This window comes from Serratia sp. HRI, from assembly GCF_010119335.3.
GTDB classification, from domain to species: domain Bacteria; phylum Pseudomonadota; class Gammaproteobacteria; order Enterobacterales; family Enterobacteriaceae; genus Serratia; species Serratia nevei.
Window position 1 is genome coordinate 20,740 of record NZ_CP083690.1, and the last position, 13,983, is coordinate 34,722.

10 protein-coding genes and 1 pseudogene are annotated in these 13,983 nt (G+C 58.4%); 5 read left to right on the plus strand and 6 right to left on the minus strand.

The features are described from left to right. Positions 1-223: 223 nt before the first annotated feature. The 5 genes and pseudogenes from GF111_RS00145 to GF111_RS00165 all read right to left on the minus strand — a co-directional run. Positions 224-379: pseudogene (locus tag GF111_RS00145) on the minus strand (IS3 family transposase); the annotation flags it as partial. Positions 380-576: 197 nt separating this feature from the next. Next, the gene (locus GF111_RS00150; RefSeq protein WP_224217798.1) at positions 577-2,040 is read right to left on the minus strand and encodes a phospholipase D family protein; all 1,464 of its coding nucleotides are present in this window, start codon (positions 2,038-2,040) and stop codon (positions 577-579) included. 158 nt (positions 2,041-2,198) lie between these two features. Then, on the minus strand, positions 2,199-2,990 hold the full coding sequence (locus GF111_RS00155) for a helix-turn-helix domain-containing protein (RefSeq protein WP_047730940.1): 792 nt from the start codon (positions 2,988-2,990) through the stop codon (positions 2,199-2,201). Between the two features lie 357 nt (positions 2,991-3,347). After that, a complete protein-coding gene (locus tag GF111_RS00160; protein WP_038871643.1) occupies positions 3,348-3,665 on the minus strand; it encodes a cupin domain-containing protein in 318 nt (105 codons plus the stop codon). Between the two features lie 367 nt (positions 3,666-4,032). Continuing rightward, positions 4,033-5,205 (minus strand): nitrate/nitrite transporter, encoded by a 1,173-nt coding sequence (locus tag GF111_RS00165; protein ID WP_224217799.1) that lies wholly within the window; start codon positions 5,203-5,205, stop codon positions 4,033-4,035. A gap of 181 nt (positions 5,206-5,386) precedes the next feature. Here GF111_RS00165 and GF111_RS00170 point away from each other — a divergent pair, with 181 nt between their 5' ends. Next, a complete protein-coding gene (locus GF111_RS00170) occupies positions 5,387-6,256 on the plus strand; it encodes a LysR substrate-binding domain-containing protein (protein WP_055313530.1) in 870 nt (289 codons plus the stop codon). Between the two features lie 63 nt (positions 6,257-6,319). Here the strand turns inward: GF111_RS00170 and opgC are convergent, their stop codons facing one another. Next, complete coding sequence (gene opgC, locus GF111_RS00175; RefSeq protein WP_055317125.1) at positions 6,320-7,522, minus strand: OpgC domain-containing protein; 1,203 nt, start codon at positions 7,520-7,522, stop codon at positions 6,320-6,322. Between the two features lie 306 nt (positions 7,523-7,828). Here opgC and GF111_RS00180 point away from each other — a divergent pair, with 306 nt between their 5' ends. Genes GF111_RS00180 through GF111_RS00195 form a run of 4 tightly spaced genes read left to right on the plus strand, consistent with a single transcriptional unit; the run spans position 7,829 to position 13,983 of the window. Continuing rightward, the gene (locus tag GF111_RS00180) at positions 7,829-9,667 is read left to right on the plus strand and encodes a glycosyltransferase (protein ID WP_038871649.1); all 1,839 of its coding nucleotides are present in this window, start codon (positions 7,829-7,831) and stop codon (positions 9,665-9,667) included. Then, positions 9,664-11,028, plus strand: coding sequence for a DUF3131 domain-containing protein (locus tag GF111_RS00185; protein WP_147191246.1), 1,365 nt, complete (start codon positions 9,664-9,666; stop codon positions 11,026-11,028). The genes GF111_RS00180 and GF111_RS00185 overlap by 4 nt, the downstream gene beginning before the upstream one ends. A gap of 19 nt (positions 11,029-11,047) precedes the next feature. After that, positions 11,048-12,616 (plus strand): DUF3131 domain-containing protein, encoded by a 1,569-nt coding sequence (locus tag GF111_RS00190; RefSeq protein WP_094460964.1) that lies wholly within the window; start codon positions 11,048-11,050, stop codon positions 12,614-12,616. Continuing rightward, positions 12,601-13,983, plus strand: coding sequence for a DUF3131 domain-containing protein (locus GF111_RS00195; protein WP_038871655.1), 1,383 nt, complete (start codon positions 12,601-12,603; stop codon positions 13,981-13,983). Before GF111_RS00190 ends, GF111_RS00195 begins: the two co-directional genes overlap by 16 nt.

Consider the following 13,983-nt stretch of genomic DNA (forward strand, 5'->3'; position numbering starts at 1 on the left):
AGTAGAATATGATCTTAATTTCTGTATCCGATGTTTATATTTTTTGTTGCACACGCTCAGCGGCGTTATGAAAACTTCCTTGATTGTCATTTTTATGCATTCCCTTGAGCGATATCACTATGACATCACCGAATGTAACATACCTGTAGGGTCAAAAAAAGGGCCAGCCAAACTTCCGAACATAACTGTGGAGTGACCCCGTTCCCGTAGACATTCACTGTTCTCACGACGAGGCCTTTTCGAAGGCCTCTGGACTTACGCCTCCCAGGTGACTGTGGCGTAGGGCCCGGTTGTAGAACACTTCGATATAATCAAAGATATCAGCCCTGTCCATATCCCGGGTTTTATATATCCGCTTTCTGATGCGCTCTTTTATTAGTTAATTTCACCGCATGGCGGCTCGCGATATCCCAGGCGTCGATGAGGTTTTCGATAATTTCCCGGCAGATCGCGGGCAGAACAGCCGTTGCGGCTAAGGGCGTTTATCCGCAAGCACCGTGACAAGCTGGTCTACTGAGCCTCGCAAGGTTCGCCGGCCAAAACCAGCGAACCTTCCTTTTCCCTCCCGCCGTACCGTCACAGCATCCATTCGATCGGCAACCAGCCGGCCACGGTGAGAATAATGCGTTTTACCCAGCCGGCGCCGGGCTCTTGCTGGTGCACCTCGGTGTGGCCGTCTTCGAAGGCTTCTTTCCACACCATTTTGCCCTCGGGCGTCAATACCGGCCGATAGGCGGCGTATTCGAGCGGGCCATCAAACAGTTGGCGGGTGTCGGCCGCCAACGAGGGGCTGTCGATCAAGAATCCCATTTCGCAGTTCAGGTGCGCCGAGCGCGGATCGAAATTGAACGAACCGATAAATACCCGCTTATCATCGATGGCGAAGGTTTTCGCATGCAACGCCGCGCCGGACAGCCCCAGCGGCTTGAGTTCCTTGCGCCCCGTCGGTTGCCCGGCGCGCAGCTTCAGTTCGAACAGCTCGACGCCCGCCTGCAGCAGCTCACGCCGGTATTTGGCGTAGCCGGCATGCACCACCAGCACGTCGGTGGTGTTCATCGCGTTGGTCAGCACGCGTATGGACTTCCCCTGTTTGGCAAGCGATTCAAAGAAGCTCGCCCCTTCCCGCCCCGGCACGAAATAGGCGGAAACCAGATCCAGTTGCCGGCCGACGCCGCCGATGATCTTGCCGAGCTGCGTCACCATCAGCCGATCGCGCGACGCCTTGCCCAGCCCTTTCGCCGGATCGTCGGCCACCAGCTCTACCTGGGTGAATTCCGGCTGGACGGCGCCATCGCGAAAGCGCACCGCGCTGGTTTCCAGCTGCACCGCCAGTTTGCGGGCCCGGTCGCTGCTTTCGGTCGCGGTGGCCTGCGTCAGGAAGGCAGAAAGATTGCCTTTGCCCCGGATAATCTGCTCAACGCCGAATACCGAGGCGCTGTTCCAGTAGCGATCGAAGACGTCGGCAGTCTCCGCCACCACGCTACCGACGCTCAACACGTCGAGATCGAGGAAATAGTTTTCGTCGCCGACCTGGAAATACTCGTCGCCAATGTTGCGCCCGCCGATGATCGCCACGGCGCCATCGACGATATAGGACTTATTATGCATGCGCCGATTCATGCGCATAAAGTCGAAGGCGTAGCCGGCCAGCTTCGGCGTACGCACGGTAGACGGGTTAAACAGACGGATCTCGATGTTTTTCTGCGCGTTCAACGCCGCCAGCGTCTCATCCATGGCGACGCCGTTATCGTCCAGCAACAGCCGCACGCGCACGCCGCGTTGGGCGGCGTCATACAGGGTTTTCAGCAGGATCTGCCCGGAGGTGTCGTTATGCCAGATGTAGTACTGGGCGTCGATCGACCTTTCCGCCATCCGCGCCAACGCCAGGCGGCTGGCGAACGCATCGTGGCCGCTGGCCAGCGGCACCACGCCGCTCAGGCCGGGATGCGCCGCCATCTGTTCGGCGGCCCGCGCCGGCAATAGCGCGGCAGGATCCGCCGGCAATGCCGCCTGCGGCAGACGCTGGGAAATATCCGGCAAACGAAAGAGGACTCTTGCCGCAATAATGGCGATCGTCACGGCGATAATCAGATATACGACAATTTTTATCACGGGAAGCGGCCTCGGAGGTTGACTGCTTTGCTTTATACGTCATTAGGTTGCTTCAATCTATAGGAGAAGCTCGCTCTACAATAAGGCTATAGCGTAAAGCGCGAAGGCGAAACGCCAAACAGTTTTTTAAACGCCACCGAATAGGCGCTGTGGCTCTCATAACCGCTTTCGAAGGCGGCATGGATGATCGAGTTGCCGGCCAACAGCAGCGGAATGGACGACAGCAGCCGCAGACGCTGCTTCCACTGGCCAAAGGTAATGCCGGTTTGTTGAGTGAAATGACGCTGGAAGGTTTTCGCGCTGATCGCCAGTGAATCGGCCCAGGCCTCAATGCCGCGATCGTCGGCCGGCGTGATGACCAACAGCCGGCAAATCTCGGCCATTCTCGCCTCTGCCGGCCAAGGCAGATGCAGCGCCAGCTGCGGCTGCAGGCTCAGCTCCTCAAGGAACAACGCTCTGAGCAGCGTATTGCGTTTGGTCTCCGCCCCTTCGGGCGCCAGCGTCGCCAGCTGAGCGATCAGTTCTCGCAGCAGCGGTGAGACCTGCAATACGCCGTCGCGCAGCGGCAAACGCGCGGCGGTGACTTCATCGACCAAAATCCCGTAAACGCAAATGTTGCTCTGCATGACCAGCTGATGTTCTACCCCCGGCCGCAGCCAGACCGCGGTGGTGGGCGGCACGATCCAACGCCCGCTGCTCGCCTCGACCGCCATAACGCCCTGTTGCGAATAGAGCAAATGGCAGCGTTTATGCGAGTGGTAAGGAATCACAAAGCCCGCCGGATAGTGTTTCACCAGCCCCGTTACCTCGAACGAGGAGTTTTCGTGGCTGCTGAGGTCGATGCGTTTCGTTTCGGCGTTGTCGACTTCGAATCCCATGGTCGTTTGTCCCTTTTGATAACGCAAATGTCTTTTATTTGATAGAGGCGACGTATGATCCTCCATATAGTGACGTTCTCGCAAGCCACACCAGGGGCCTTATGCGAAGAAACTCACTATTTACACCAAAATTTCATCGTTCTGCGTAAAACAAAGGCGATGACGTTGCGCATGCGCTGCGCGATGGCGGCTCGTTGCGGGGGCGACGTGGCCGAAAGTGATGGAAAGGGAAAGCACGGTGGCTTAAATCAGGAGGTATACGCATCAATCAGCAGGTAGCTCAGCCTGGGGGGCGGCTTAATGCTGCAGGGATAGGGAGAGCACCTAGGCTCTCCTCTATCCATTCATGTTATCACCTCAACGGGCCAACTCGGCGCCGTCCAGTTCGGAAATCGCCAGACAAATCACTTCAGTAATGGCCTGTACCGTATAGGCGGTATTGGCAGGGATGATTAACATCTCATGGGGTTGCAACGTCTGATCGTCAACCTTCAGTTCACCGCTCAGCACCATCAGTTTCACCCACCCCGGATGAAAACGCGCCGGTTGTCGGCTGCCGGCATCCAACTTCAGCAACGCCGTATGGCCAGGCGTCTCCCGTTTCAAAATATGAAAACGCACCCCATCGTAAGGCATGTTTTCGTAATGCAGTGACGCCAGTGTTCTCTTATGCATGGTAAGTGTCCTCGTGACCTGTGAGTAGCTGCTCCGCCTTCGGTCGCCATAAAAACGATTGGCGGCTGTCCCTACCGAAAGCACCGTCTCGCAGCCTCTTGGCGAACGGATTAACTGTCGTGCTTGCAGCGGCCTGTACGGCCACCGCTTCATGCCTAACCTGCCTCAGGCATGCTACTAAATATATAAGAGCCTCGCCGACGGCGCAAAAAACCGCTGCCAGGTTGAGCGTATATTCATTTCCCGTCGTCAAATCGCTCGGGGCGATAAGCGTGCGGAATGGCGTGCGCGACCGATGCCCCGACAATCCCGGCGCCCACGATAACCATGCGTGATGATGTTCCATTCCTTTAATGATGTCCGTACCTCATTGTAAGTGCTGCCGCCAAAGCAAGCAGGCCGCCAGACAGGCTACTCCACCGCCGCAGGCCAATACGGCATAAGACGTGCACCAGCTCTGGGTGGTATCCATCACGACGCCAAAGGATAAAGGGGCGAACGAACCGATGCCGAACCCCAGCAGCGATCGCCAGCCCATCACGCTGCCGAGCTGTTGCGGCGGCACGTTGTCCGCCATCGCGGCCGACAGCACGCCGGAGTCGCCGAGGATGAAGAAACTGCCGATGCTGACGGCCAGCAGCGTCCAGCCCGGCCCCCAGTTCGCCGACCACCCCATCAGCAGCGAGCCCAACGCGCCGGCGGCGCCCATAAACATCAGCACCGATGCACGGTTGAAATAGTCGGAAACGGTGCCGACAATCAGCGTGGCAACCATGCCGGCCAGGTGGATCACCGCCGCGACGATCAATCCGGCGCTGAGCGGATCCAGAGAGAAACCGCTCAACGCCTCGCTGACCAGGCTGGGCGCCCAGGCCCAGTTGCCGAGCAGTTCCCAGCTGTGGGCGATATACCCGATCAGCAACAGCAGGGTCGCATAGGTGATCGCATAGCTTTCACGTTTCGTCTGCCTCCCCAGCGTGCGCAGCTGCGGTTCCCGATAACCGACCAGGGCCAACGAACCCGCCAGCGCCCCCAGCAACGCACCGGCGGCACACAGGGAAAACGCCACGCCGGCCCCCCAGCGCATGGCGCTCCAACCGGCGATGAAAACCGACAGAAAATACCCCAACGAACTGGCCGCCAGCATCATGCCGATGGCGTAACCGCGCCGGGCCGGGCCGTTCATCCCCATCGCCAGCAGCAGTGCCGGCGTATAGGCGCCGCCCTGCGTCAGGCCGACGAAGGCCATCAACACCAGCGCGCCGGCATAAGAATGGGCAAACACGGCGAACAGCATCAGCGCAGCGGCGCCCAGCCAGGAAAACAGCAGGTAAACCCGGCGCGCCCCCAGCGAATCACACCACCAGGAAGCCACCAGCAACGCCAGGGCGTTGGTCAGGCTGAACACCGTTTGCACCGTACCGGCGGAGGCGGCGTCGAGCTGCCACTCGCTTCTGATGGTCGGCAGTGCACCGGCGAACATCATGGTGCCCAGGCAGAGGCCGGCCCGGCTCACGCAAAGCAGAAAGAAAGCTCGCATCTCAGCGCCGCCTCCCTGTCCATCGAGGGGTGAGGATAATTCGACTAACACGAACGACAGACGAGGAAAATCGCTGCATGGCACACTCGGCAAACCGGGAAAGATGCGTGATAATAGTGAGAAAAATCAATGGCTGACAAACGATCTTTCCTCGCTCATTTGGTTGAGCTAGACTCAACCTATGAAAAAAATTCACTCCCTGCCGCACCTGTCCGCTTTCGAAGCCGCCGCCCGCCTTGGCAGCTTCAGCGCCGCTGCGGATGAGCTGTTTCTCACCACCGGCGCGGTCAGCCGCCACATTCGCAGCCTGGAAGAACAGCTGGGGATCACACTGTTTTATCGCGGACACAAGTCCGTGCGGCTGACGCCGGCCGGCGAGAATTTTTCCCGCACCGCTTCGCGGGTGATAAGCGAACTGTATGCTGCGGAAAGCGCACTGAAAGCGAGCGCCGGCCGGCAGCGGCTGGTGGTGCACAGCCTGCCGACGTTCACCATGCACTGGCTGATGCCGAAGCTGGCGGCGTTCAATGAGATTCATCCGGAGGTCGCGATTGATATCACCACCAGCACAGGGGCCGTCGATCGCAATACGCCGTTTGATCTGGCGATCCGGCGCGATCCCGCGCACTTCTCCGGGCTGAAAGCGATCCCTTTTCTGCAGGAAGAGAGCCTGTTGGTCTGCAGCCAGAGCTACTTGCGCGCCATGCCGGTCAGTGCGCCCGGCACGCTGGCCGGGCATACCGCCATCCGCATCCGCGCCCGTGAGGATTTATGGCACAGCTGGCTGAATACCTACCCGACGGCGCTGGACGCCTCGCCGCCGCCGCTCACGCTCGACCATACCTTCGCCGCCATTCAGGCGGCCGAGGACGGCCTGGGGCTGGCCGTCGTGCCTTACCTGTTCTGCGCCAAACATCTGTCGTCCGGCCGGCTGGTGTCGCCTTTCCCGGCGTTGACTATCCGAACCGGCGCTTATTCCCTGCTGCTGCGCGATCGGGACGATGAGGTCGTGAGAAAATTCGCCGCCTGGCTGCAGGCGTTTCAGGTCTAGCGGCGGAGTGACAGAACTGTTATTTCCTTCATCTACGACTTCTTCGGGCAGCGCAGACATCCCTTAGTTGGGAACAATCTTTTTCAACAGGCCATAGCGCGCCATCACCCAAAGCGCCATCAACCCGGCGACATGTACCGCCGTATTGAAGAGCCACTGTTGCGTCCAGAGATCGAAGGTCACGAACTGGCTGATGAACAACACCAGATAGACGTGAATGATGAAGGTATACAACGAGTTTTGCCCCAGCACGATCAGGAACCACCCTACGGCCTTGTTGATCGGCTGCCAGCAAACGGTCAGCAGCCAATAGACGCTGGCGATCAGGCAAAAATCATTCAGGATGCGCACGGGCCCCAGCGCATTCTTGGCGGCAAGGTGCTGATAAAACCAGTTGAACTCTGCCGCCGGGATCACATGCATCATCAATGCCGGTGGCATAAAGGGATTGGTATGGTTTTGCGCGACGAACAGCATGCTCAACGCCACCGCCGCCATGGCATAACGCGCCATCTTGCCTGCCTGGGTGCGGGCCAGCGACGCAATCTCCTCTTTATACCACCCGCAGCACAGGCCCAATACGTAGATCAACTGCCAGGCCAGGAAAGGGAAAGCGAACTCGAACTCCGCCGACGTCATCGGCATGCCGCTGATCTGGTAGTAGCCATAAACGATAAGCGACAGCGCCAGCAGGCCGGCCCCCCTGCCCGTATTCAATAGCCAGAGGAACAACGGGCTGAACAACAGCAGATAGAAATAGAGCCCCAGAATTTGCGTTTGATGCGGCCCGATCTGTAAAAAAATAATCTCGTTAAACCAGGCCTCTTTGACTTGTTCATTCACCGGATACATCGAGTACACGGCCCCTGAAAAACGATCGACAAAATGCGTCACTTCAAAGGTATCGATAAAGTCCAGCATTTGCAGCAGCAAAATACTTATAATAATAACGATGTTAACGAAATAAAGCTTCACCGCACGCCGTAACAGAGAATAGGCCACCGTCAACATAGGCTCAGTTTGTAACTGTCGCCGTTTCATATTGCCGAGAATAAAGCCGGACAAAATAACAAAACCTTCCGCCCCGGTCGTCAAACCGAATCGTTCCCAGGTGAAAACATTCAAAACAGACATAATCTCTACGTGCGCAGCCACCATCATCACCAGGGCTATGCCGCGCAGCATATCGATGCGTAAATCACGCCTCCCGATGGCAACATAGTGAAGCGCCGTCGCCGGATACTCATCAACTTGCTGTAAATTCATTTGGTTATCTCATGATGACTCGGTTTGAAAGACGGCACCACGCGGTTTGATTGCACCTATAATTAATTAAAGAATAAATCTATAACTTACTAATCATTTTATTCCCCAGGCAGGCCTCTAGGAATTTTAGATGAGAAAATAAATTTATCCGCTAGCAGCATGTTTTTTTACAGCCGCACCTGCTCATGACAACCATATAAAAAGAACGGAGTGCACGTTTAATTTTAAAGCAATGTTCTTGCTAATCCTTCACCCTTAACTAAACTCTCTATCTATATCACGACCTCCTTGCCGGGAATGAAATGCATGGCGCATTTTTATTTTTCATCTTTTGAAAAAAGGAGCCCCCCTGCACCGCTAAAAACCTCGCGGGCAATTGCGTTCCTTTGGCAAACACTTGCCGTTGCCGCTCTGGTGGTCGGTGCCAACTACATTCGCTGGCGTTGGATGGCGTCGCTCAATTATGACGCCTTATGGTATGCCGTTCCCTTGGTGATAGCGGAGACCCTGGCCTATTGCGGCACGATCCTGTTTACCCTCAATCTGTGGCAGGTACGCGACGTCAAACGCCGGCCGCCACCGCGCGATATACGTCAATGCCTCGATCCTGACGACACGACGGCACCGCGTCCGGTCAAAGTCGATCTGTTTATCGCCACCTATTCCGAAGATACCGAACTGGTCAGGCTGTCGATTCAGGATGCCAAACGAGTCACTTATCCCTTCCCCCTGGATTATCGCATTCACGTTCTGGATGACGGCAAGCGCGCCGAGATGCGCCGCGTCGCCGAACAAGAAGGCGTGAATTATCTGTCACGCGAGAACAACATCGGTTTTAAGGCCGGCAATCTACGTAACGGGCTGGAACACACGGACGGGGACTTCATCGTCATTTGCGATGCCGATACCCGTGTCTTCCCGTCCATCTTGACCGACACGCTGGGCTATTTTCGCGATCCTTTGGTCGCCTGGGTGCAAACGCCACAATGGTTTTACGATCTGCCCGCAGGAAAGCGTCTGCCGTACTGGTTGAAGGGCAAGCTCGGGCAGCCCGGCTATGTTGCCGGGCGCGCGCTGGAAAAGGTGATGGGCCCCCTCACCGTCGGCCACGATCCCTTCTTCAACGATCCCAAGATGTTTTACGACGTGATCTTGCGCCGCCGCAACTGGGCCAATGCCGCCTTCTGTTGCGGCGCGGCGTCGCTTCATCGGCGCGAGGCTATTATGCAGAGCGCGTTGCGTAGCTATGCACGCGCCGTAGAAACGGAAATCGATCGCTATACCCGCGACGTAACGGATGCCGGGCTGCGCGACGAGCTGGGGCGGGCGATGAAACCCCAGGTGGCGTTAGATACCGAGTTGACCCCTTATAAATTCCACGTGTCGGAAGACATTTATACTTCGATCGTACTGCACGGCGATCCCGAGCGGCGCTGGCGTTCCGTCATGCATCCTGAGGTGGAATCGAAAATGCTGTCGCCGCAGGATTTGCTGACCTGGATGATTCAGCGTTTCAAATATGCGGCGGGCTCGCTGGATATTGCGCTGCATGATGCGGTCTTCAGCGCGAAGAACTTCAGGCTGAGCCTGGCGCAGAAGCTGATGTACGGCACCACGTTCTGGTCATATCTGGCCTGCTTATGGAATACGGTGTTCCTGATCTCACCGCTAATCTATCTGTTTACCGGCATTCCGCCGGTTTCCGCTTACTCGCTGCCCTTTTACCTGCACTTCTTACCGTTTTTCCTGCTGTCGGAGCTGGCTTTCATGTTCGGCACCTGGGGGATCTCTGCCTGGGACGGAAAAGCCTCTTACCTTTCGCTGTATTCCATGAACCTGCGTGCGCTGGATACGGTGTTGCGCGGCGAGAAGATCAAGTTCCACGTCACGCCCAAAGAGCGCCAGCAAGGCAACTTCCTGACGCTGGTCAAACCTCAGCTGGCCATCATTGCCTTGACGCTGCTGGGGCTATTATGGGGCGGCATTCAGCTGTATCTCGGCAAAGTGGACGATCCGGCCGGCTATGTGATCAATATTTTCTGGGGCGGCGTAAACATTATCGCCATGTTGCCGATGGTGCTCGCCGCGCTGTGGCGTCCTGAATCAGAAACGCCTTCCGAGCAGCAGGAGGCCGGGCAAGCATGACGTGGAAACACTCATTGTTGCAAGCGCGGAGCTATATTGCGGTCATCATAGGTTTCCTGCTGGCATTCGGCATCGTGGTTTATGTTGAGACGCATATGCCCCCCGCCCCGGCGGAAAGCGCCGAGCTGACGCTGAGCGCCGATTTCCCAACGCTGCCCGCACCGCGCGCGCTCACCTTCGATGAAGCCGTTTGGGCGCGCATCGCCTGGCAATACTTCGTCAACAACACGCAGTCCAACGGACTGGCGAATGCCATCGACAACCAGCCCTATACCACCATGTGGGATACCGGCAGTTATCTGATGGCAGCCGTGAGCGCGCAACGGCTCGGGATCATTACGCGCGACGAGCTCAATGCGCGCGTGAATGCCGTTCTGACAACGCTGTCGTCGTTACCCCTGGCCGACGGCCAGTTGCCGTCGCTGTATTACCATACCCAGCGTTCGATCCGGCTGAACAGCCTCAGCCAAAACGAAAGCCAACCCGATTGGTCGGCCGTCGATATCAGCCGTCTGTTGATGGCGTTGGACATCGTCGCCTGGCTGTACCCGGAACAGACCGCGGCGATCGCACGCTTAACCGCCCCCTGGCGGTTCGACGCCCTATTTATGCAGCAGGAGCCGCAACAGCCGCTGAATTTCCGCGCGGCGAAGAAATGGCAGTTCGTCACCCAAGGCAACCGCGACAGCTACGGTTATCAGCTTTACGCCGTCAACGGGCTGCGTCGCGTCAGCCCCCTGGCCGCCATCGTTCTCGGTTCACAACAGCCCTCGCCGCGCACCATCAGTATTGACGGCCTGCGTATTCCCTACGACAGCCTGGTCAAAATCGGCAAGGTCGATCACCCGGTCGTTACCACCATGCCCTATCTGCTGACCGGCCTGGAGGCGGGGTTCGACATCCGTTCGGCGGAAATCAGCTGGCGGGTGATGAAAGTACAGGAAAGCCGCTACCGCAGCCACGGCGATTACGCCTATGTGAACGCCGACAATGAAGAACAGTTGCCGCGTTTTATCGACGATGCCGTCATCAGCCGCTTCCCGGCACTGATCGACAAATCGCGGGCGGAAATCAAAGAGGCGGCACTGCAGCTGTCGACCAAATCGGTGTTCGGGTGGTACGCGCTGTTTCGCACGCCGTGGAGTGACGAGATGCGCCGGCGTGCCGCCGTGTTGTTCGAGCCGGGGCGCGGCTGGTACGAAGGCATCATCGCCGCCAATGGGCAACAGAGCCGGGTGATCGGTGCCAATACCAATGCCCTGATATTGGAAAGCCTGGTCTATATCGCGCAAGGGCCGCTGTTTTGCCAAAACTGCGCTCCCGCGCCCCCTGCGAATCCTGCCGACGGTCAACGGCCGTAATCAGTCATAAGGAGCCACTATGTTTCATCATTATTCCGTCAGGCCGTTTGTCACGCTGTGTCGGCGCGCGCTGTACGGCTGTTTGCTCTTGTTGCTGACGGTGCCTGCGGCCATGGGCGATACCCAACTGCCCGCCGCCGCCTATCCGCAGCGCCACGGCGACCTGACGCCGCGCGAACAGGCGATGGCGGTCAAAGCCTGGCAATACTTCGTCACCAACTACCAACCGGCGACCGGGCTGGTCAACGCCGTCAACAACTACCCTTCAACCACCATGTGGGACAGCGCCTCCTACCTGGCCGCACTGACGGCCGCCCGCGAGCTCGGTATCATCGACAAGGAACAGTTCGATCAGCGGCTGATCAAGTTTCTCGCTACGCTCAATACCGTGCCGCTGTTCCAAAACCAGATGCCGAACAAGGCCTACAACACCATCACCGCGCAAAAGGTCGATTATCTCAACAAGCCCGGCGAGATCGGCTTCTCATCCATCGATATCGGCAGAATGCTGCTGTGGTTGAAAATCATCAAAGAGCGCTATCCCGAATTTGCCAACGACGTCGATAACGTCGTGCTGCGTTGGGATTTCAGCCATATCATCGACGACTGCGGCACGCTGTATGGCGCCAATCTGGATGCCAATAAACAGCCGGTTTATGTCCAGGAAGGCCGGCTGGGCTATGAGGAATACGCCGCCAGCGGTTTCCAGCTGTGGGGGTTCTCCACCTGCCAGGCCTCCCGCGCGGAGCCTTACCAGTTGGCGGACATTTATTGTGTTCTGGTGCCGTATGATTCACGCGATCCGCGCACCACCAGTCAGCATAACTATGTGGCGACCGAACCCTATGTGCTGCACGGGCTGGAGATGGGCTGGGACACCAGCGACGATCGCAGTGACGATCTCGCTAAACACAGCCACCCCTGGATGCAAGACTTCGCTAACCGCGTCTATCAGGTGCAGGAAAATCGCTACCAGATTACCGGCCGTCTGACGGCGCGTTCCGAACATCAGCTCGATCGCGCGCCGTATTTCGTGTACGACACCGTCTACTCCGACGGCTTCGACTGGAACACCATCACGGACAAGGGAGAATACGTGCCCGATACCGCCGCCATCTCGCTCAAAGCGGCGCTCGGCATGTGGAGCCTGTGGCAATCCCCGTATACCGATCGGCTGCTCGACGTGATTGAGAACGCCAGTGAAAAAGACAAAGGTTTCTACGAAGGCCTGTATGAAAACGGCGCCGGCCCGATCCGTGAGTTTACCGCCAACAACAACGGCATCATGCTCGAAGCCCTGCTGTTCAAAAAGCAGGGGCGACTGCTGAAATTCAATACCCCTGACCCAAGCAGCGCCAAGTATGCGCCGGCCCTGTGGGATAAAACGCTGGTGAACGTGTTTGACGACAAAAACACGCCCTTTAACCGGCCTTTCATCACGCCGGACGCCAACCTGAAGACCTGGTGTCAACAAACGGGGGTCGCGCTGCGCAATGCGCCTTCCTGCAAAGCCTGTAAATGCCCGCAGTGCCAGAATGACGCGCCCATGAAACTGCCTCCGGTAGCGACATCATGCTTAAAACCCTGACGCTGATCGTTTCCGTCGTCATCGCACTCGGGCTGGTCGTGTTGCTGGGCGTCATGGCGCGCCCCGACGGCGCCGGGTCCGTGTGGGAGCACGGGCAGCAGCAGCCTCGCCGTGGTGCGTTAACCGAGGAGCAGCGGCAATGGGCCGACGTTGCCTGGCGCTATGTGCAGAACAACACGCAGCCCGGCTCCGGTTTGGTGAACGGCAAAGATCGTTACCCGATCGTTTCGCTGTGGAACATCGGCGACAGCCTGATTGCCTTGAGCGCCGCGCGGCGTTTGGATCTGATCCCGCAGCGGGAGTTCGATGCCCGTTTGTCGGCGCTGCTGACGACGCTCGATCGTTTACCGGTGACCCGCATAGGCGCGCCCGGTGCGTTGTACGACGCCGTCAGCGGCGCTTTCAGTCAGAACGGTGGCACCGCCGGCGAAGCGCAAGGGATGGCTCGCCTGCTGGTTGGCATGCGTTTCACGGCGCAAAGCTTCCCCGAATACCGCACCTTCCTCGAACGAATCGCGCTGCGCTGGAACTTCTGCAACCTGCTGACCCAAGACGGCCAGCCGCTCGACGGACGAGAGCAAAACGGCGCTTGGCGCAGTGCCGCAGCCAGCGACGTAGGCTATGCCGACTACAACGGCGCGGCTTTCCGCCTGTGGGGATTTCAGCGTACATCAACGCGAACGGCACCGTTCAAAACCGCGGTCGTCTACGGCGAGCCCCTCGCCGTTACGGCACGCGATCCGCGCCTCACCGGCGCGCCCGCCGGCATCGAAAGCACCCCCTATCTGCTGACCGGCCTCGAGATGGGATGGCCGGCACCCCATCCCGGCGAGGCGGCCGACGTCAGCATGGCACAACGGGCCCAACGCCTTTACCAGGCGCAGGAAACGCGCTGGCGTCGGGAGAAAATCCTCACCGCCCGGGCGCAATATTCGCGCAGCACGGCGCCGTGGGAGGTGTATGACAGCCTGTTCGCCAACGGCTATGCCTGGAATACCCTGGCGGACGACGGCCGCTATGCGCCGGAGCTGGCGCTGCTCTCGACCCGCGCCATTTTCGGCCTGTGGGCCTTGTGGGACACCCGTTACACCGACGCGCTGATGCAGCTGGGCCGGCTGCATCAGGATGAGAAACGCGGCTGGTTTGAAGGCCGTTACGAAGCCAACGGCGGCTACAACGCCACCTTCACCCTCACCACCAACACCGTGGTGTTGGAGGCATTGCTGTTCAAACAAAACCGTGGCCCGCTGCTGCAGGCACCGCTCAACGACGGCTACCTTGGCGTACGCATGAAAGACGTCTTCAACTGGCCTGGGCACTGTCTGCCGCAGGAGCGTCTACCGCTCTCCAGCGCGAAAGGAGGATGA

Bases quoted from the DNA above. Each gene is read 5' to 3' on its own strand.
- GF111_RS00155 (WP_047730940.1), bottom strand. From the start codon at position 2,990: ATGGGATTCGAAGTCGACAACGCCGAAACGAAACGCATCGACCTCAGC.
- GF111_RS00170 (WP_055313530.1), top strand. From the start codon at position 5,387: ATGAAAAAAATTCACTCCCTGCCGCACCTGTCCGCTTTCGAAGCCGCC.
- GF111_RS00185 (WP_147191246.1), top strand. From the start codon at position 9,664: ATGACGTGGAAACACTCATTGTTGCAAGCGCGGAGCTATATTGCGGTC.
- GF111_RS00165 (WP_224217799.1), bottom strand. From the start codon at position 5,205: ATGCGAGCTTTCTTTCTGCTTTGCGTGAGCCGGGCCGGCCTCTGCCTG.
- GF111_RS00195 (WP_038871655.1), top strand. From the start codon at position 12,601: ATGCTTAAAACCCTGACGCTGATCGTTTCCGTCGTCATCGCACTCGGG.
- GF111_RS00190 (WP_094460964.1), top strand. From the start codon at position 11,048: ATGTTTCATCATTATTCCGTCAGGCCGTTTGTCACGCTGTGTCGGCGC.
- opgC (WP_055317125.1), bottom strand. From the start codon at position 7,522: ATGAATTTACAGCAAGTTGATGAGTATCCGGCGACGGCGCTTCACTAT.
- GF111_RS00160 (WP_038871643.1), bottom strand. From the start codon at position 3,665: ATGCATAAGAGAACACTGGCGTCACTGCATTACGAAAACATGCCTTAC.
- GF111_RS00180 (WP_038871649.1), top strand. From the start codon at position 7,829: ATGGCGCATTTTTATTTTTCATCTTTTGAAAAAAGGAGCCCCCCTGCA.